Raw genomic sequence first — 17,929 nt, 5'->3', positions numbered from 1 at the left:
TAGCCGCCGAACCACGGTTCATCAACAAGTGTTGGCGTAGCTGGAAGATTGAGTCCTATCACGACTTGTTGTGGAGTGAGGGGCGCGCCGCGGACTAGGTGCGCGGCGCGCCTGTTCTCACGCTCGTGGTTGACCGGTGGAACACATCTGGTTGCCGGGCGGGCCGCTGAGGTTCGGTCGTGTGGGGACGTAGTAGGCGTTGACGATCTTGTGCGGTCCATCCTTGAAAAACGGACGGCTGCCCCAGGGCGGGATGCAGGACGTCCCGGTGGTTCCTGTGCTCCAGTGGAACTTGATGAGGATGAAGCCGTCGCCGCAGTGCACGTAGCCACCGGTCTGTTCGCCCTGCGGCAGGTCGAGCGAATAGAAGCCGCAGGGTCGAGGAGAGATCGCGGATGCGGTGTTGCTGGGGGTGTCGATCATGCCGACGGCTGTCGCGGCGAGAAGCATGCCTGCTGCGGTGAAAGCGCGGGCGATGTTCGCGTTCACGGGGACTCCCTTGCGTTGAAGTGGTTGATTCAACTCAGTTTTGGGAGTCCACAGTGAACAGACAAGGTGTCTTCTGTATCGTGGTGAACGCGAGACAGAAGACGGTCTACGGCAGCGGATCGAGATAGAGCCGTCCGCCCGCCTGGAGAGTCTTGGTGACGAGAACGTCGTTTGCCGTGTGCATCGCGGCCACGACCTGAGGGGCGCCCGCTGGTGCGTAGCGCAGCGCCGCGACAAGGAAGACGATGTCGTCGTGGGGCAGCATGAGCCGTGGTGTGGTGATGCGGTCGGTGCGCAGCGGATAGGCGAGAACAAGGCCGAAGTCGCTGTACAGGTCGGCGCCGAGGTCATTTTCGGTGTGGCGCAGCAGCTCTTCCGCGGCCGTGTCCGGCACGAGCAGGTTGCACCACGGGTGCGGCGACTCCCACAGCCCGGCGCTGCGCAGGAGGGGTTCGCCGTCGGCGAGCCGGTTGACGAAGTCCCAGTAGCTCGCGGTCCTGGTGTCGGCGTCGCGGAAGCCGAGACCGTCGAGTCGGCCGTGGCCGGCGGAGACGCCGGTGAACGTGACCGCTTCCAACTCGGCGACACGCTGCCCGTCACGGAGCTTGAGCTGTCCTTCGACGTAGTCGAAGGCGCCGGTGGTGACAAGGTGCTGCTGGCCGGCGATGAGCTGGTCGACGGTGTCGTAGTGGAGTTTGTGCCATGTCACGGTGTCCGGAGCGGGCACAAGGCGCAGGGTGGCGCGGGTGATGATGCCGCTGCGGCCCCGGCCGGCGCGCACCGCGTCGAACACCTCCCGGTTGTCGTCCGGACCGCAGGAGACGATGGCGCCGCTGGACGTGACGACGTCGAGACTGAGGAGGTTGTCGGTCTGCGCGCCGTGGTGGTGGCTCGCGCCGCCGAGGCCGCCGACCGACAGGGTGCCGCCGACGGTCAGTTCCAGGTAGTCGGTGAGCACCGGAGGGGTCAGTCCGTGAGGCAGCGTCGCTCGGAGCACATCGCTCCACCGCGCACCCGCATCGACGTCCACGCGGTCGGGCCGGACGTCGTGAACGCCGTTGAGCTGGTTCATGTCGATCACCACGCCACCTGGCGCCTGCGCCTGGCCGCCGGTGGAGTGGCCCTGCCCGCGGGGCACGACCTGCAGGCCGTGCTCGCGGGCGTACCGGACCACGATGCTGATGTCGGCTGCGGAGGCGGTGCGTAGTACCGCTGCGGGTAGGTGGTGGACTGTGCCGCCGTAGTCGTGCGCGGCCCAGCGCAGCGCGTCCTGGTCGGTGTCGAGCGTGCCGGCCAGTTGGGGAAGGGCCGCAAACGCTGGGGCCACTACTGGTCCTCCTTCAAGCTGTTGATCATCTGCTGGCGTAGTCGCGTCGCGGTGGGCTCGATGTTGCCGTTGAGCAGCTCCGCCGCGGCCGACCACGCTTTGTGGGCGGCGTGCTGATCGCCGCGCTCGGCCTGTAGGTCGCCGATGCGACTGTGGACGTGGGCCTGGCTCCAGACGTCACCGACGTGGCTGAATGTTTCCAGAGCGTCGTCGAGGTGCCGCAGGGCGCGGTCGTACTCGGCCGTCGACTCGGCCAGGCCGGCGAGCAGGGTCGACGCGCATCCCGACGACATGAAGTCCTCGGTCTCGTCGAGGCTCTTTCTGACGGAGTCGAGCAGGTCATGTGCTTCGGTAGTGGCGCCGAGGGCGGCCCGTGCCATGGCGAGGTGCGCGGTCGCGACCGCGTGCTCCCAGCTGTCGCCTGCGTCGTCGCTGATCTGGCGGGCGGTCTCGCATTGCTTGATCGCGGTGTCGTAGTCGCCGAGCTGGCAGTAGGCCCGTCCGAGGCCGACATGGCCGGCGGCGATGCCGCTGCGGTCGTCCAGCTCGGCGCGGATGCTCATCGCCTCTCGGTAGAGCTCGATCGACGAGGCGGCGTTGCCCGCGTCGATGCCGGCATCGGCCAGCGTTTCCAGCATCCACGCCTCAGCGTCACGGTGCCCACCTCGGCGCGCCATCGCGAGCGCGTCGCGCAACGCGGGTACCCACCAGGACCAGGCGCGCCGGTGGAACAGCATCTCGTTGATCACCACCGGCAGGTAGGCCACGGCGGTGATGTTCCACTGCGCTCCGTACCGGACCAGCCGGACGAGCAACCGCAGCTCCTCCTCGAACCAGCGGATGGCGTCCGCCGGTCGCCGGAATGTCAACGTTGTCAGGTTGTGGCTGGGCAGGTCTGGTGGGCGTCGGGGCCGGGATGGCCAGAGCAGTCGTGTCGCCGCCGCTCCGGTACGCAGGTAGGAGTCGATGAGCCGCTCGAGGGCGGCGACGTTGGCTTCGTGCGGATTGTGCTCCAGTGCGAGTTCCTGGGCGTAGGAGTGGACGAGGTCGTGCATCACGAACTGATCCTTGGCGGTCAGCTCGATCAGGTGCACGCTGGCCAACGCTGATAGGTGGCCCAGCGCGAACTCCGGTGGGAGTTCGGTGAGCGCCGCTGCGGCCTCGATGCGGATCGGCCCACCGGGATGCAGCCCCAGCAGCCGGAACGTCGTTGCCATCTTTGCGGGCAGCGCGTCGTGGGAGTAGGACAGCACGGTCCGCACGGCCAGGGTGTCGTCGACAGCGAACACGTCGAGCGGCTGGCGCCGCGTGAGTTCGTCGGCCAGCGCGCTCAGCGGGGTGTTGCGCGTCAAGTTGGCGCGTTCCGCCGCGATGCGCAGGGCGAGCGGGAGTCGCCCGGCCCGGTCGGCGATAGCCCGCGCCGCAGCGGGGTCGACGTCAAGCCGCGGCCCGACCACCGACCTGAGAAGCTCGTGCGCTTCGCTCGCGCTCATCGGCTGGACGGTGAGGCGGACCGCGCCTTGGTGCACGACCGCACCCGACAAGCGGCTGCGGCTGGTGATCAACGCGAGCGACGTTGCCGAGCCTGGCAACAGCGGGCGGATCTGCTCGGCGTCGAACGCGTTGTCCAGCACCACCAGCGTTCGGGTGCCCTCCAGCAGGGTGCGGTACAGGGCCGCCCGCCCGCCGAGGTCGCTGGGGATCTCCGACGGGGTAGCACCGAGTGAGAGCAGGAACGCGCCGAGCACGACCGCGGGGTCTTCAGGCGGGCCGGCGGCGTAGCCGCGCAGGTCGGTGAACAGCACACCGTCCGGGAAGTCCCCGGCGATCTCGTGCGCCCAGGTGACCGTGAACGCGGTCTTGCCCACGCCGGCCGGGCCGTCGATGGCGATCACGCCCTCGTGCACGGCCAAGGCTGCCTCGGCCTCCTCGAGCACCTCCCGGCGCGCTACGAAGCCGCGTACCGCCGCCGGAAGCTGAGCGGGGCGCACGCGCTCGCGCGTCGCCCTGGAACGGGGCTTGGGCACGACAAGCTCGGCGAGCCGACCGCTGGCGCCGAGCGCATCGTCGATCGCTGCGGCGACCTCGGGGCTGGGCACGCTGCGGTCGTGTTCGAGGTTGCTGAGATAGCCCCGGCTCACGCTGGACTCAGCACTGAGCAGGGTCAGCGACTTTTTCTGCGCATCACGCAACTCACGCATTCGCCGACCGAACGTCTGGCAATTCGTTTGGATATGTTCATTCTTCGACCCCCCGGTCGTGTGGATAGCTGTCTTCTGTCTCTTGTTCATCGCGATACAGCTCCCCCCTAGCGGTTCCCCCTTGAACCTGCCAACACTGAACGTTGTCAACTGACCACAAGCAGTGGAAATAGCAGGTCCGAGGAGGTGAGGGTATGCAGACGACTCGTTGCTCCGTCACGTATTCCACGCAACCACGCGTACGAAGTCACCCGGTCGAACGACAACTTTCGTCGGTCATCCGAAACGAATTCGCATTCTGCGCTCGTCACGGGAGGCGCAATGTCGCTCTGGCTGACCTATGGCCTTCTCGGCGCGGTAGCGGGCCCCGTCGTCACCGTTGTTGGCCGTTGTGTGGCGCTGCGCGAACCGCTGTCGTGGAGTTCGGCTGTCCGAAGCGAATGGGCGGCGATACTCGCGGCAAGCGCGCTGCTGAGCCTCGCGCTGGTCGAGGTGGCCGAGCGACAGCCCGCAGCGGCGGGCGCGGTCTCGTGGCTTGCGATCATGGGCTTGCTGCTCGCGTCGATCGACTGGGCGTGTCACCGGCTTCCCCAGATCCTGGTCGGCACGCTGCTCGGCGGTGGCGTCATCCAGCTCGGTCTCGCCGCTCTTGTCCAGCACGACGGTGCCGGACGCGTGCTGCGGGCCAGCGGTGCTCTTGCGGCGGTCTTCGCGGTCACGGTGACGATGGCGTTGGTGTCACCGCAGGGATGGGGTGCCGGCGACGTCACCCTGTCCGCCACGGTCGCGTTCTTCCTCGGCTGGTTCAGCTGGTGGCACGTGGCCATCGGGCTCGGCCTGGCGCTCGCACTCGGCGCGGTCACCTTCGGTGTGCTGCGCGCGAGAAGGGCCTACTGGCAAGGACTGCAGATTCCCCTTGGACCAGCGCTGGTCTTCGCACCGGTCTGCACGATCCTGCTGATGTAGCGGGGGCCTCCTGATGTGCCTGCTGTTCAGCAAATGCGATCCCGTGGTCCCGCACGGGGCACTACCGACGCTGTTGCACGCGATCGCGCTGTTCGCCCTCATCGTGCTCGCCGCTCTCGCCAACGACTTGCGCCCGGACACCGGCTTCACGCCGGGCGCGCCGGTCGAGGTGGACCCCATCCCCCCTTCGGGGTCCACCTCGGCACCACTGTTCACATTCCCGGTTGGAGGCCGCGGTGAACCTTACGAAGATGCCCCTGGTCGTAGCAGGCACGGTGATCATGCTCAGTGCATGTAACGGCGCACCGGTCGCCACGACGACCAGTACGCCCGCACCAGCCCCGCCGCCTTCCTCCACAGCTTCGTCAGCCGACGTCGCTCGCGACAAGGCCACTGCCGCATACGAAGGGATGTGGGGTGACTTCGCCGCCGCTGGCAAGACCTCGGACTGGCAATCTCCCCGCTTGCGTCAGCACGCAACTGGCATCGCCTTGGACAAGCTCTCCCAGAGTCTCTACGGCGACAACTACAAAGGTCTTGTCACCAAAGGTGAGCCGGTCCTTCGCCCGTCTGTGTCCACTGTGGAGCCTGAGGGCGATCCGCGAAAGATCGTTGTCACGGACTGTGGTGACTCCTCGAACGCGCTGAAGTACCGAGCCGACAATGGTCAGCTGGCCGACGACAAACCGGGTGGCCGCCATCTCATCAACGCCGTAGTGGAGAAACAAGCGGACGGATCGTGGAAGGTCTCCGACTTCGGTGTCCATGAGGTCGGGTCATGCTGACCATCAGATACGTCGCCGCCCTCGTGTCCGCCGCACTCATAGGAGCAGCGCTCGCAGCCCCGCCTGTACGGGCGGACAACATCTTCGGCGACGTCAACTGCGGCCAGACGCCCTCACCCGCGTGCCAGCTCACTGCCGGCACTCGGCCGGACCGGCCGACCGCCAACGGCAAGCCCACGACCGGGACACATGACGACAGCAGTGCCGCTGACAGCGAGTTCGGCTGCCGGTACGTGCCGGTGGACTATCCCGCGCCGAGCGGGCCTTCGCCGGAGCCAGGCGGCTGGTTCATGGTGTTGTGCAGTCCCGACGGCAAGGACCCTGACTCACACGGCCCGGTGTGGGTTCCTGCGGGTGCGAGCACGCCGCCGACGTTGAGTCCGGAGCAGGTCGCGCAGATGGCGCGCAAGCAGTTGCGGTTGCCCGCTCCGGCCATCACGGCCAGTCCATCCGGGACGCAACTGGTGCACTTGCCCACGTGGCTGTGGCTGTCCGCGGGGTGGACGGATTCGGCCGCAACCGCATCGGTGCCGGGTGTGTCGGTGACCGCGACCGCGACGCCGGTGACGGTCAGCTGGTCGATGGGGGACGGCACCATCGTGACGTGCACCGGGCCCGGTACCCGGTATCAGGCCGATGCCGACCCGAAAGCAAGCTCGCCGGACTGCGGGCACACCTATCGCCGATCCTCCGCTCATGAGCCAGGACAGGCGTTCGCCGTGTCCGCCACCGTGCACTGGACCGTCACCTGGTCCGGCGCCGGCCAAAGCGGCACGTTCCCGGACCTGACCACCACGAACTCAACGACGTTCCGGGTCGCTGAGTCACACGCCCTGAACAACGGGTCCCGCTGACCTTCAACTGAACCACCTTCCCTCAACCGCTCGCTGATGCTCATTCGCGACGCGGCGCACTACTCCCATGCCTTTTGGAGGGCGACATGAATACCTTCGTCACCGACAGCCAAGCCGTCACGAGTCAATCCACATCAGACAGTGGAATGTGGATGAGCAGCAAGCAGCGCAACGTCTCACGCTTGCGCGGCAGGCGACGAAACCGTCCCTACCTGGTGCTCGGCTTGTTGCTCCCAGGTCTGTGCGCGGGAGCGTTCCTGTGGATCTCGCTCGCCACCGACGATCAGCGGCCGGTGCTGGCGCTCGCCCGCGAGGTGACCGTCGGACATGTGGTGGTGGAACAGGATTTGCGCCGCGTCAAGGTCGCGGTCGATGCGGGCGTGCTGGTCGTGGACGCCGGGCAGGCGGCCGGCGTGGTGGGCAAGACGATGTCGGTGAGCCTGCCCGCGGGTGCCTTGCTCACCCCGCACGCGGTGGACTCCTCCGCGGTTCCCGTGGCGGGGCAGGCGATCGTGTCCTTGGCGCTGAAGTCCGGCCAGTTCCCCACCGAGGTCGGATCGGGAGCACGGGTGACCGTGGTGATCGTGTCCAGTGGCACGAGCGGCCCCGCGCCGCGCATTCCCTCGGCGGAGGGCGGCGGCACGTGGTCGGGTGTGGTGACGAGCGTGGCGACGCCGCCCAACGAGCAGGTCACGGTGGTGTCGGTGCAACTCACGGAAGACGCGGCCGGTCAGGTCGCCGCGGTGCCGGTCGGCCAGCTGTCACTCGTGCTCGTAGCGGGAGGTGGCCGGTGATGCTGGTCGCCGTTGTCAGCCTCAAAGGCTCACCAGGCGTGACGACCTTTTCTGTCGCGCTGGCCGCCCGCTGGCCGGTTCCCACGCAGCCGGTGCTCGTCGAAGCGGATCCGTCCGGAGGCGACGTCGCGACGCGGTTCCGCCTGCCTTCCTCGCCCGGCCTGCTCAGCCTTGCCGCGGCCGCACGGGGCAGCGCCGACCCAGGGTTGCTGTGGCAGCACACCCAAGCGCTACCAGGAGGCCTGCTCGCGGTCACCGCGCCGCCGGACGCAGATCTCACCCGCGGCGCCTTGCTCACCCTCACCACAGACTCACCCTCCGGCGCGGGTCTAATCCGGGCCAGTGCGCACAGGCCCGGTGTCGTCGTGATCGCCGACTGCGGCCGGATCGATCAGGCCTCTGCGGCGATGAACATCGTCCGCGAGGCCGACGCCTTGGTGCTGCTCACCCGCGCCCATGCCGACGATCTCGCGCACCTGGCCCGCAGACTGCCCACCGCCGCGCGCTGGACACCCCGGCCGATGCTGCTGCTGGTCGGGGGCGGCTACGCCACCACCGATGTCGGCCGCGAGCTCGGCGTGATGCCGCTGGGCCGCATCCCGCACGACCCACGCGGTGCCGCTGTCCTGTGTGGACGGCAACCACGATCACGGTGGCCCCGTAGCCGGCCGTCGCAGTCCGCGCTGGGACGGTTCGCTCACAAGGTCGCCGCCGAGCTGGCCCCGAGGGTCGTGATGGCGCCCACCCTCAGTCTCGTCAACGGCACCGGCCCAGCCCAGGAACTCCCTGTGACCCCACGGCTTCCCGCAGACAACCAGACCGGCGGGCAGGAGCACTCTTGGAGAGGAGTCTTGTCATGACTCAACCCGTGAACGGGCATCTCAGGTCGGTGCCACCGCTGCCCCGCCAGGAGCCGTGGTCACCGCCCCAACAGCCCGGCACCAGCCCTACCTACGGCGGTATGTGGAACGCCACGGCGGGCGGCAGTCCGCCCACCGTGCCACGCGACGATGCCGGCGAGGACATCGATCGTGCCGCGCGCGACGGGCTCCGGCAGCACTTGCGCGTCGTCCTGGCCGACGAACTGCCCAGCCAGGTAGACGCCCACGAGAAACGCAGCGGCGCCGCGATGATCCCGTCGGCCCGCCGATCGCTGGGTGAGGCGATCCTGGCGGACGCGGCGCGCCGCCACAGCGAGCGGGAACTCATGGCCAACCGACCCCTCGTCGCGCCTGACGTCGAGCGCCAGGTGGTCGTCGAGGTGCTCAACGAGATGTTCGGCATGGCGGGCCTGCAGCCGCTGCTGGACGACCCGACGATCGAGACGATCAACGCCAACCGCTTCGATCGCGTGATCGTGCAGCACACCGACGGCCGCCGCGAACCGGTCGCGCCGATCGCCGCGTCCAACGACGAACTCACCGATCTGGTCCGGCTGCTCGCCGCGCGGGCGTCCAGCCAGGAACGGCGGTTCGATCACGGTTCCCCCGCGGTCAACCTTCAGCTGCCCGGTGGTGAGCGGTTGTTCGCGGTGATGGGGTTGACCGCGGACGGGGTGACCTCGCTGTCGATCCGCCGGCACGGCTATCTCACCGCCACGCTGCCTCAGCTGCGTGAGCGCGGCACGATCGACACCGGTCTGCGGGAGTTCTTGCGCGCGCTCGTGCGCGCCCGCAAGAACATCCTGATCACCGGCGGTGCCGCGGCGGGGAAGACGACCATGTTGCGGGCGTTGGCCTCGGAGATGGATCCGCTGGAGCGGATCATCACGATCGAGGACGCGTTCGAGCTTGGGCTGGAGCGTGATCCGAACATCCACGCCGATGTGACGGCGCTGCAGTCACGCGAGCCGAACGTGGAGGGTGAGGGAGCGGTCTCCCAGGCCGAGTTGGTGCGGTGGGGCCTGCGGATGTCGCCGGACCGGGTCATTGTCGGCGAGATCCGCGGGCCCGAGGTCATCCCGATGTGCAACGCGATGTCGCAGGGCAACGACGGATCCATGGCCACCCTGCACGCTTCCAGCTCCCGCATTGCCTTCACCCGCCTTGCCTCCTACGCCGCGCAAGGCGCCGAGCGGCTGTCGCTGGAGGCCACCGCGCTGCTGGTCGCGAGCGCGGTGCATTTCGTGGTGCACCTGGGCCGCGGCAGCGACCGGACCACCAGGGTCGTGTCGTCGATCCGCGAGATCGTCGACGCCGACGGGGCACTGGTGGTCTCCAACGAGGTCTACCGGCCCGGTCGCGACGGCCGGGCTCGCCCGGTGGCCGGCGCGCTGCGCACCGACACCCTCGACGAGCTGGCCGCCGCCGGACTCGACCCTGTCGTGCTCGACCAGCCCGACGGGTGGTGGCCACGATGAACGTCTCCCTCGGCACCGCCCAAGGACTTGCCGTCCTGCTGGGCCTCGGTACAGGGCTGGGAGTGCTGCTGTTCGTCATCGGCTGGCACGGCGTCGAACCACGCCCTCGCCTGTGGCGCGCGCGACCGCGCAGTGGCGAACAACGTCAGCGCATCGGAATCCGGTTCGGTGTCGCGCTCACGGTCGGTGTAGCGGCCGGCGTGGCGACGGGCTGGGTTGTCGGCGCGGTCCTGGCCGCGATGGCCTGCTGGGCGCTGCCGCGGGTGCTGGGCCGCGACCCGGAGCACGCGCACCGGGTCGCGAAGGTCGAGGCGATCGCCACCTGGACCGAGATGCTGCGCGACACCCTGTCGGCCGCATCCGGTCTGGAACAAGCGATCCTCGCCACCGCGCCCCTGGCCCCTGCCCCGATCCGCGGCCAGGTCGCCGGCCTGGCGCGTCGCCTCGAGAACGGGCAACGGCTCGCGCCGTCGCTGCGGGGGCTGGCCGACGAGCTCGCGGACCCGACCGGCGATCTGGTGATCGCCGCGCTGGTGAAAGCCGCAGAGCAGCAGGCCCGCCAGCTCGGCGAGCTGCTCGGCGCGCTCGCCCAGACCGCGCGGGAACAGGTGTCGATGCGGATGCGGGTGGAGGCCGGTCGAGCGCGCACGCGCACGTCGGTGCGGGTGATCGTGGGGACCACGCTGGTGTTCGCGGTGGCCGTGGTGCTGCTCAACCGCCCCTACTTGTCGGCCTACGACTCCGCGACAGGGCAAGCGGTGCTGCTGGGTATCGGGTTGCTGTTCGCGGTGGGATTCGCCTGGCTGGCACGGATTACCCGCATCGCGCAGTCGCCGCGGCTGCTGGCCTCCGCCCAGGCGCCGATGGGGGAGCGTCCCCGTCCGGTCGCCGAGAGGCAGGTGTGACGTGGCTGCCGTGGTGACCGCGCTGGTTCTGGGCGCTGGATTCGGTCTTGGCCTATGGGCCTTGGCGTTCGCGGTGTTTCCGCCTCGGCCGGCGCTGGGCGCGGTGCTGGCGCGGGTCACCGCCGCGCCAGCACCACCGCCGATCGTGCTCGTCGGCGAGACGGGGTGGGCCGCGCGGCTGGGCAGTCGCGCGGTCGCGCCGCTGCGCGCGCTGGGACTGCCCGGCGAACGGCTGCGTCGCGACCTCGTGGTCATCGGACGGCCGATCAGCGCCCACCTGGCGGAGAAGGCCAGTTTCGCTCTCGCCGGACTGGTCGTGCCCGCGCTCCTGCTGCTGGGACTGTCCGTCCTCGGGCTGCCGATCGGCTGGCAGTTCCCGATCATCGCCGGGCTCGTCCTGGCCGCCATCGGATTCGAGCTGCCCGATCTGCGCGCACGTGCCGAAGCGGCGAGGCTGCGCACCGGGTTCCGGCACGCTCTCTCGGTGTTCCTGGACCTGGTGTGGATCACGCTGGCGGGTGGCGCGGGCGTCGACAGCGCCCTCAACGACTCGGCGGCGGTCGGTCACGGCTGGGCATTCACCCACATCCAGCGCGCCTTGTCCGCCGCGCGACTGACCCGCACGACCCCGTGGGCCACGCTGCGGCAGCTCGGCGACGAGCTCGACATCCCGGAGCTGGTCGAGCTGGCCGCCTCGGTCAGCCTGGCCGGCACCGAAGGCGCCAAGGTCCGCGCGAGCCTGGCCTCGAAAGCCACGGCCTTGCGGACGCGCCAGCTCACCGACGCCGAAGCCGAGGCCCACTCCGCGACCGAACGCATGGCGCTACCGGTCATGTGCCTGTTCCTCGGCTTCCTCGGCTATGTCGCCTACCCGGCACTGACACAAGTGATCAACGGCCTCTGAGTCGAGGCGCAAGTTCCGTTTTTCGTTACAAGACAAGGAGAAGAAAATGACGATCACTCAGTTGAGCATGGTGTGGACGATGGTGCGGGCACGCATCGACCTGCTGCGACGCAACCCCAGCGCGGGCTACGTGAGCGAGACGACGCTGATCACAGCCCTGCTCATCTCCGCGGGAGTCCTCGTGCTCGGAATCATCGTGGCCAAGGTGATCGCCAAGGCCACGAGCATCGAACTGTGAGCACCCGATGGCACACTTGACCGCTCCCGTCCGGGACTCGCACGGCTGCTGGAAACGGCGCAGCCGTCGGCTTGGCGTCTGGCATCGCCGCTTCCTGCAGCCGATTCTGCAGGACGATCGCGGCTCGGCCAGCGCGAATCTCGTGCTCTTCACACCGCTACTGCTACTGGTGCTGCTGACGATCGTGCAGTTCGTGTTGTGGTCGCACGCTACCCACATCGCGCAAGCCGCCGCCTCACAAGGGCTCGCTGTCACCCGAGCACAAAACGGAACTGCCGCGGCGGGCACGGCGAGCGCGCGGCAGCTGCTCGATCAGCTCGCACGAGGCCCGCTGACCGGCGCGAGCGTCGCTGCGGAACGCAGCACCGCGTCGGCATCCGTGCGGATCACCGGTACCGCGAGAGCCGTTGTCCCGTTCCTGCAGCTACCGGTTCATGCCGAAGCATTAGGTCCCGTCGAACGGTTCGTGACAGAAGTCAACGGATTCGCGAGTCCCTGAAACGCCCGACCCCGGATCCAGCGGGTTCCCCCACACCAGAACGGACACCCGCGCGCAACCGATCGACCTATCACATGTCCACAAAGGATCAAACAGCGTGGCGCTGTGAGAGGACTGGAGTGTCTGATGAACGAATCTCCTGTGCGGTACGGGAGCTTCAGTTCCGGTACCGAACCGGTGCTGTGGCGTCCTGGTCTGGCCCGTGAGCGGCTGCGTCGCCGTGCGGTGTGGTGTTGCCTGCTGCCTGATGCCGGGCTGTATGCACTCGGCGGGGTGCTGACGCTGCTCGTCGGCGTGGCCAACCGGCCCGTACTTGTTCTTGTTGTCGCGGCGGGCGCGGTGCTGGTCGTGGTCGCGGTGCTGATCGCACGCTACGACTACCTGCGGTTCGGTCATGATCTGTCGGCTCGAACGGCTGCCTGGCGTACCGATCGCGGGCGAGGTGAATGGTTCTTCCGTGGCGCCGATTTCCTTGATCGGGGACCGGTGGCTGCGGCAGCCCTGGCCGCGCAGGTCATCGACGCGGTGCACCTGAGTCATTCGGGGCCCGCCGCGCCGTGGATCGGCCAAGGCCACTTGGACGCTGTTCACCGGCTGGCGTGGGACATGCTGCTCGCGCTGTACCAGGCGCCCACGGCACACGAGGACCTGCAGCCGGCCATAGCCCGGCTCGCCTTTGCGACCGCCCACATCCGCGAAGCCAACCGGCGGCTGCACCACGCCGCGGCCACGGCCCGGACCGACGACCTGCTCGCGCACCTGACCGCACTGCACGACGTTCTACCCGCAGCGGTGACGCCATGACCGCCGCACGGACAACGCCGTGCCGCAGGTCGTGGTGGCGGGAGGACCGGGGCTCTGCGAGCAGCGAGATCGTTCTGGTCACGCCGCTTCTGGTGATGCTGCTGGTCTTCGTCGCTGTGGTCGTGCACCGCGGTGTCGACGCACGGCTGCGGATCAATGACGTGGCGCACCAGGCGGCGAGAGCGGCCAGTCTCGAACGCACCACTGCCCGCGCCGCCGACCAGGCACGCTCGACCGCGACCGCCGCGCTGGCCTCGGCGGGCGTCACCTGCCGAGCCGTGGCCGTGGACATCGCTACCGCAGGCCTGCGGCCGGGCGGCTCCGTGACCGTGACCGTCAGCTGCGACGTCGACCTCGGTGACGCCCTGATGCTCGGCGCAGGCCAGAAGCGCTTGTCCGCCACGGCGATCGAGCCGGTGGACACATACAGGTCCGGCGCCATCGTGGCTGCTGGGAGGAGCGGCAGATGACCTCGGTGATTCAGCTGGCACGGCGGGTGCGGTCGTGTGCGGACGACGGGCAGGTGAGCGCGTTCGTCGTGACGATCACCCTCGCGCTCCTGGCGCTCGCCGGGCTCGGCCTCGACGGTGGCCTGGCGCTCGCGGCCAAGGTCAAGGCCAACGGCCACGCCGAGGCCGCCGCCCGCGCCGGCGCGCAAGCCCTTGACCTCGCCCAGTACCGCGCCAGCGGCCAGCTTCACCTGAACCCGGCGCAAGCGGCGGCCAAGGCCCGCTCCTACCTCGGCAGCGTCGGCGCGTCCGGCACCGTCACCGTGTCCGGCAACACCGTGACCGTCACGGTCACGGCATCTCAGCCGACCCAGCTACTCGGACTCATCGGCGTGTCCCGCCTGCAGGTTCACGGCGAGGGCAGCGCGCATCCTCAGCGCGGCGTCACGACCGCCGAACCCTGACCCACCCCCGTAGCCCAGGGCTTCATCGCTCGCACCGCAGCATCAGCACAGAAGGGGAGACCATGATGGCCACGACCGATATCGCGACAGCGCAGGAGATCAGGCGCCGAGTCGAGGAAGCCGACACTGCTCGGCGGGAGCGGCGAGCCGTTGCGGCGCAACAGGTCGGTGAGCTCGCGCGGCAACGGGCGATCCACGCCGGCAAGGTCGAGGAGTTCGACCGGCAACTTGCAGAGGTCATCGCCGGCTCGCGGGACGTGATGGACATCGACGAGCTGTCGCGGTTCACCAGCATCCGGCCGGCTGTCCTGACGGGATGGCTCAACGTCTCCAAACCGGCTCGTACGAAAAAGAAGCCGCTCACCGCTAGCAGGCCCGACGACCCGAGCCGCGAGCCGTCCGCTGCGAGCACAACGACCAACGGCCAGGCAGTCCCGCCACCGCAACTGGTCACGGCGGACGTGACATGACGGCCTCCGAACCGGTCGAGCTGGGGTGATCCCAGCCAGGCCGGTGCTCACCCGCAGGACAGGACGCATCGGGCCGCACAAGGCCTGTACAGCCAAGGAAACGAGTCAGCCGTGACCTCCAAGCCGCACCACACCCGCAGAGGGGCAGCTCTGTCGCCCACGCCGGGCCGGCGTGCCCGGCGGGGACTGGTCGGCACAATCCGTGTCGCCTGCCGTGTGCTGCGCGGTCTGGTCGCCGCCACAGCGCTACTGGCCTTGACGGCGGGTGTGCCGTGGGCGCTGTGGCATTACGTCGGCTGGCCGCTGCCTGACCACGTTCTGACCTGGACCGAACTGCAGGTCGTGTTGCTCAGCCCGATCACGGCCGAGTTCGTGCTGGATGTCATCGCCTGCGCGTGCTGGATCTGGTGGGCGGCGTTCGCTCTCGACGTCGTGGCCTGCATCGTGGATGCGGCCCGGCGCGGGTTCGACGCGGCCCGGTCCGTTCATTTCTCCGCCGCTGGCCCGACGCAGGCGCTGGCGGGTGCGCTGGTCGGCTCGATTCTGATGGCGGTACTGGGCAACCGGCTCACACTGGCGGCGTCCGCCCCGCTGTCGGCCGCGCTCGGGACCGGAGCCCCGGTCGTGGCGACCGCCCCAGCGTGGCATCACCCCACACCCGGCACCGAGGCGCTGGAAGGCCGCCCCTCGGTAGCGCCCGCTGGCGGCGCGGGTGATGTTTCCACGCGGCCGGAGTCGGTGGTCGTGCTGGCACCGCATGCCGGAGTCCACGACTCGTTGTGGCGCATCGCGCAACGCACCCTCGGCGACGGCGCCCGCTGGCCGGAGATCTTCGAGCTCAACAAAGGAAAACCGCAACCGAACGGGCACGCCTTCACCCAGCCCAGCCTGATCTTCCCCGGCGAGGAGCTCACACTGCCACGCGAGGCGCACGCATCCACGCCGCCGCCGGCCGATCAGGCCCCGAACTCTCCCGCCCCGCCATCGACCTCCTCTACGCCCTCGACCAGCCTTCAGCCGTCCACACCCGTGTCACCCGCGCCGTCTATGCCTCAGGCCCCACCGTCTGCGAGGAGCCTCAGCCCAGCACCGCAGGCGGCGGACGAACCCGGCTTCCGGTGGGGCGACGAGCTGTTCGTCGGTCTCGGGCTGGCCGCCGCTGTCAGCGCGACGCTGATGCTCGCCCGCCGCCGCCATCGCAGCCGATACCGGCCCGGCAGCGGTGACCGCGACGACCTGTTCGTCGCCCCGGTCGTCTACCAGCTGCGCCTGGCACACCTGCGCACCGAGGCACACAACGACATCGACCTCGACGAGGACGAGGCGGACGACGAACGCCCGCGGCCTGGCCCGCCCGTGCCGCCCTTGATGGTGGGCGCACACGAGGCCGGTGCAGGCGGCACCGCGGCCCTCACGCCAGGAATCGGTGTCCGCGATGGCCGTGAGATCGCCCTCGACCTCGCCGCCACTCGCGGCCTCGGACTGGTCGGCGCCGGCGCCCCCGCCGCGGCCCGCGCCCTGCTGATCACGGCACTCACCACCTCACCACGCCACCCGGCGACGTCGGCGGGGACGGTCGTCATCGTCCCCGCCGGCGACCTGGTCTCGATGCTCGGACGAGACGCGCGCCACCTGCACCTGCCGTCAACAGTGCGAGTCGTCCGAGACCTGGACAGCGCGCTGGACGCGGTCGAGGCCGAAATCCTGGTGCGCGCCACCACCAGCCGTGAAACCGGCGCCGGGCACAGGAGGTGCCCGCCGCTGGTGCTGGTCGCACAGCCACCAGCACCGCACCCGCGGCTACAGGCGGTCCTGGACACCGGCACGCCGTTCGGTGTCACCGGGCTGCTGCTGGGCCAGTGGCAACCCGGCGTCACCTGCTACGTCCGCGCCGATGGCACGATCTCGGCCACCGGCCCCGGCCTGGGCGAAGCCCTGCGCGGCACCCAGGTGTTCCGCCTCGGCGGCGACGACACCACCCAGCTCCTTAATCTGCTGCACCAAGCCGAACCCCAGCCCGACCCGCCGGACACCAGCTACCTTCCCGACCTGCCACCGGCACCACACACGCCCGTCGCGGCCACGCCACCGGCCAGCAACGATCACACGTTGCCGAGCGCGGAAGGCGCGCTCGAGACCCGCCCCTCCGGTACGAGTGAGATCGAGCTGAAGGTCACGGCCTCGGCTACGCAACCCGCACCCTCAGACACCCAGCCGGAGATCCTCGATCCCAGCCCAGCGCAGGGCCTGCGGGAGCGACAGCACAAACCGGACCGCGCGGACGTCGCTGGTGCGGAGAAGGAACATCCACAGCCGGGCGCGCTCACCGATGATCCGGCGCCCGCGGACGGACACACCGAACCCGTGGCCGCAACACCGCCGGCCTTCGCCACCCACCACGAGGACGACACGGACGCCGCACAGATCATGGTCACCGTGCTCGGTGGCCTGCGTGTGCACTGGCACCCCGAGCCTCACCCGGCCACGAGTTCCCTGGAGATCACCGGGACCTTGCAGCCCAGAACCCAAGAACTGCTGGTGTTTCTCGCGCTGCACCCTGACGGCGTCACCCGCGACCCGCTCGTCTCGGCGCTGTGGAGCCACGACCCGCCGGCCCGACCGACCAACGCCCTGCACACCGCGCTGGCACGGATGCGCACCGCACTGGCCGCCGCCACCGACGGAGCGGTGACCGACATCGTCTCGACGAGCAACGGCCGCTACCAACTCGACCCCGCGGTGGTGAGCGTCGACTACCGGCGCTTCGCTCACGCTGTCGCCGCACGCCGCGCCGCCGCCACCGACCAAGCCCGAATCGACGCCCTCTGGGACGTGGTCAACGCCTACGGCGGAACACTGGCAGAAGACATGTCGAACGAGTGGATCGAGTCCGTACGCGAGGCGATCCGCCGCGACGCCGTTGACGCCGTCGCCGCACTGGCCCGCGCGCTGGTCGACACCGACCCGCAACAGACCCTGGACCTGCTGGAGGTCGCGCGGGCATTCGACCCGCACAACGAGCCGCTCTACCGCGACATCATGCGCCTGCAGGAACGGCTCGGGCAGATCGACGCCATCCCGCGGACACTGACCCTGCTGACCGCCCGGCTGGCCGAACTCGACGCCGCACCGACCCCACAGGCTCGCGGCCTGGCAGCCCAGCTGGGACAACGCCACGAGGACAAGCCGGCCGGCCCAGCGAGTTCACACGCTCAGGGCACACGTGATCGCAGCACGGCCAGTTGACATGGCGCCAGGACGGTACGGGCCTAACGACCACAGCCAGGACCGAGCTCGTGCCCGCAGGCCTGCCCTGTTCGCCGGCCTCGCCGTCGCTGAGACCGAGTTCGTCCAACTCGGCAATTCCGGTAAGTGCGACTACCTTGCCGCCAATCCGGCAGCGGTACGCCTGAGCGTGCGC

The 17,929-nt window shown here is 69.4% G+C and carries 18 protein-coding genes; 15 read left to right on the top strand and 3 right to left on the bottom strand.

All coding sequences use genetic code 11. The features are described from left to right. Positions 1-117: 117 nt before the first annotated feature. The 3 genes from SK571_RS30905 to SK571_RS30895 form a co-directional block, all read right to left on the bottom strand. On the bottom strand, positions 118-489 hold the full coding sequence (locus SK571_RS30905; RefSeq protein ID WP_319987601.1) for a DUF6355 family natural product biosynthesis protein: 372 nt from the start codon (positions 487-489) through the stop codon (positions 118-120). Positions 490-595: 106 nt separating this feature from the next. Then, complete coding sequence (locus tag SK571_RS30900; RefSeq protein WP_319987600.1) at positions 596-1,816, bottom strand: FAD-binding protein; 1,221 nt, start codon at positions 1,814-1,816, stop codon at positions 596-598. Then, positions 1,816-4,167, bottom strand: a complete 2,352-nt coding sequence (locus SK571_RS30895; protein ID WP_319987599.1) for an ATP-binding protein — start codon at positions 4,165-4,167, stop codon at positions 1,816-1,818. The genes SK571_RS30900 and SK571_RS30895 overlap by 1 nt, the downstream gene beginning before the upstream one ends. 171 nt (positions 4,168-4,338) lie before the next feature. Here SK571_RS30895 and SK571_RS30890 point away from each other — a divergent pair, with 171 nt between their 5' ends. The 15 genes from SK571_RS30890 to SK571_RS30820 all read left to right on the top strand — a co-directional run bounded on the left by SK571_RS30890 (position 4,339) and on the right by SK571_RS30820 (position 17,754). Next, on the top strand, positions 4,339-4,983 hold the full coding sequence (locus SK571_RS30890) for an A24 family peptidase (protein WP_319987598.1): 645 nt from the start codon (positions 4,339-4,341) through the stop codon (positions 4,981-4,983). Between the two features lie 251 nt (positions 4,984-5,234). Beyond that, complete coding sequence (locus tag SK571_RS30885; protein WP_319987597.1) at positions 5,235-5,768, top strand: hypothetical protein; 534 nt, start codon at positions 5,235-5,237, stop codon at positions 5,766-5,768. Next, positions 5,762-6,622 carry a hypothetical protein gene (locus SK571_RS30880; RefSeq protein ID WP_319987596.1) on the top strand — a complete coding sequence of 287 codons (861 nt, stop codon included), beginning with the start codon at positions 5,762-5,764 and terminating at the stop codon, positions 6,620-6,622. Before SK571_RS30885 ends, SK571_RS30880 begins: the two co-directional genes overlap by 7 nt. 152 nt (positions 6,623-6,774) lie before the next feature. Further along, the gene (locus tag SK571_RS30875) at positions 6,775-7,416 is read left to right on the top strand and encodes a hypothetical protein (RefSeq protein WP_319987595.1); all 642 of its coding nucleotides are present in this window, start codon (positions 6,775-6,777) and stop codon (positions 7,414-7,416) included. Positions 7,417-7,454: 38 nt separating this feature from the next. Further along, the gene (locus tag SK571_RS30870; RefSeq protein WP_319987594.1) at positions 7,455-8,276 is read left to right on the top strand and encodes a MinD/ParA family ATP-binding protein; all 822 of its coding nucleotides are present in this window, start codon (positions 7,455-7,457) and stop codon (positions 8,274-8,276) included. Beyond that, entirely contained in the window at positions 8,273-9,775 is a 1,503-nt protein-coding gene (locus tag SK571_RS30865) for a CpaF family protein (RefSeq protein WP_319987593.1), read from the top strand. The genes SK571_RS30870 and SK571_RS30865 overlap by 4 nt, the downstream gene beginning before the upstream one ends. Then, positions 9,772-10,680, top strand: a complete 909-nt coding sequence (locus SK571_RS30860) for a type II secretion system F family protein (protein WP_319987592.1) — start codon at positions 9,772-9,774, stop codon at positions 10,678-10,680. The genes SK571_RS30865 and SK571_RS30860 overlap by 4 nt, the downstream gene beginning before the upstream one ends. A 10-nt stretch (positions 10,681-10,690) precedes the next feature. Next, positions 10,691-11,584 (top strand): type II secretion system F family protein, encoded by an 894-nt coding sequence (locus SK571_RS30855; RefSeq protein ID WP_319987653.1) that lies wholly within the window; start codon positions 10,691-10,693, stop codon positions 11,582-11,584. A 46-nt stretch (positions 11,585-11,630) separates the two neighbouring features. Next, on the top strand, positions 11,631-11,822 hold the full coding sequence (locus SK571_RS30850) for a hypothetical protein (RefSeq protein ID WP_319987591.1): 192 nt from the start codon (positions 11,631-11,633) through the stop codon (positions 11,820-11,822). A gap of 16 nt (positions 11,823-11,838) precedes the next feature. After that, positions 11,839-12,321 (top strand): TadE/TadG family type IV pilus assembly protein, encoded by a 483-nt coding sequence (locus tag SK571_RS30845; protein ID WP_319987590.1) that lies wholly within the window; start codon positions 11,839-11,841, stop codon positions 12,319-12,321. A gap of 105 nt (positions 12,322-12,426) precedes the next feature. Next, positions 12,427-13,125: a hypothetical protein gene (locus SK571_RS30840; protein ID WP_319987589.1), complete on the top strand. Its 699-nt coding sequence runs from the start codon at positions 12,427-12,429 to the stop codon at positions 13,123-13,125. Next, a complete protein-coding gene (locus SK571_RS30835) occupies positions 13,122-13,595 on the top strand; it encodes a TadE/TadG family type IV pilus assembly protein (RefSeq protein WP_319987588.1) in 474 nt (157 codons plus the stop codon). The genes SK571_RS30840 and SK571_RS30835 overlap by 4 nt, the downstream gene beginning before the upstream one ends. Continuing rightward, positions 13,592-14,038 carry a pilus assembly protein TadG-related protein gene (locus SK571_RS30830; protein ID WP_319987587.1) on the top strand — a complete coding sequence of 149 codons (447 nt, stop codon included), beginning with the start codon at positions 13,592-13,594 and terminating at the stop codon, positions 14,036-14,038. The genes SK571_RS30835 and SK571_RS30830 overlap by 4 nt, the downstream gene beginning before the upstream one ends. Positions 14,039-14,103: 65 nt before the next feature. Further along, on the top strand, positions 14,104-14,508 hold the full coding sequence (locus SK571_RS30825) for a hypothetical protein (RefSeq protein ID WP_319987586.1): 405 nt from the start codon (positions 14,104-14,106) through the stop codon (positions 14,506-14,508). Positions 14,509-14,619: 111 nt separating this feature from the next. After that, positions 14,620-17,754, top strand: a complete 3,135-nt coding sequence (locus tag SK571_RS30820; protein ID WP_319987585.1) for a BTAD domain-containing putative transcriptional regulator — start codon at positions 14,620-14,622, stop codon at positions 17,752-17,754. Positions 17,755-17,929: the final 175 nt, after the last annotated feature.

This window comes from Lentzea kristufekii, assembly GCF_033949925.1.
In the GTDB taxonomy this organism is placed as follows: Bacteria; Actinomycetota; Actinomycetes; order Mycobacteriales; family Pseudonocardiaceae; genus Lentzea; species Lentzea kristufekii.
The sequence above is the reverse complement of the archived record's forward strand: the minus strand, read 5'-3'. Positions and strand labels throughout refer to the sequence as shown.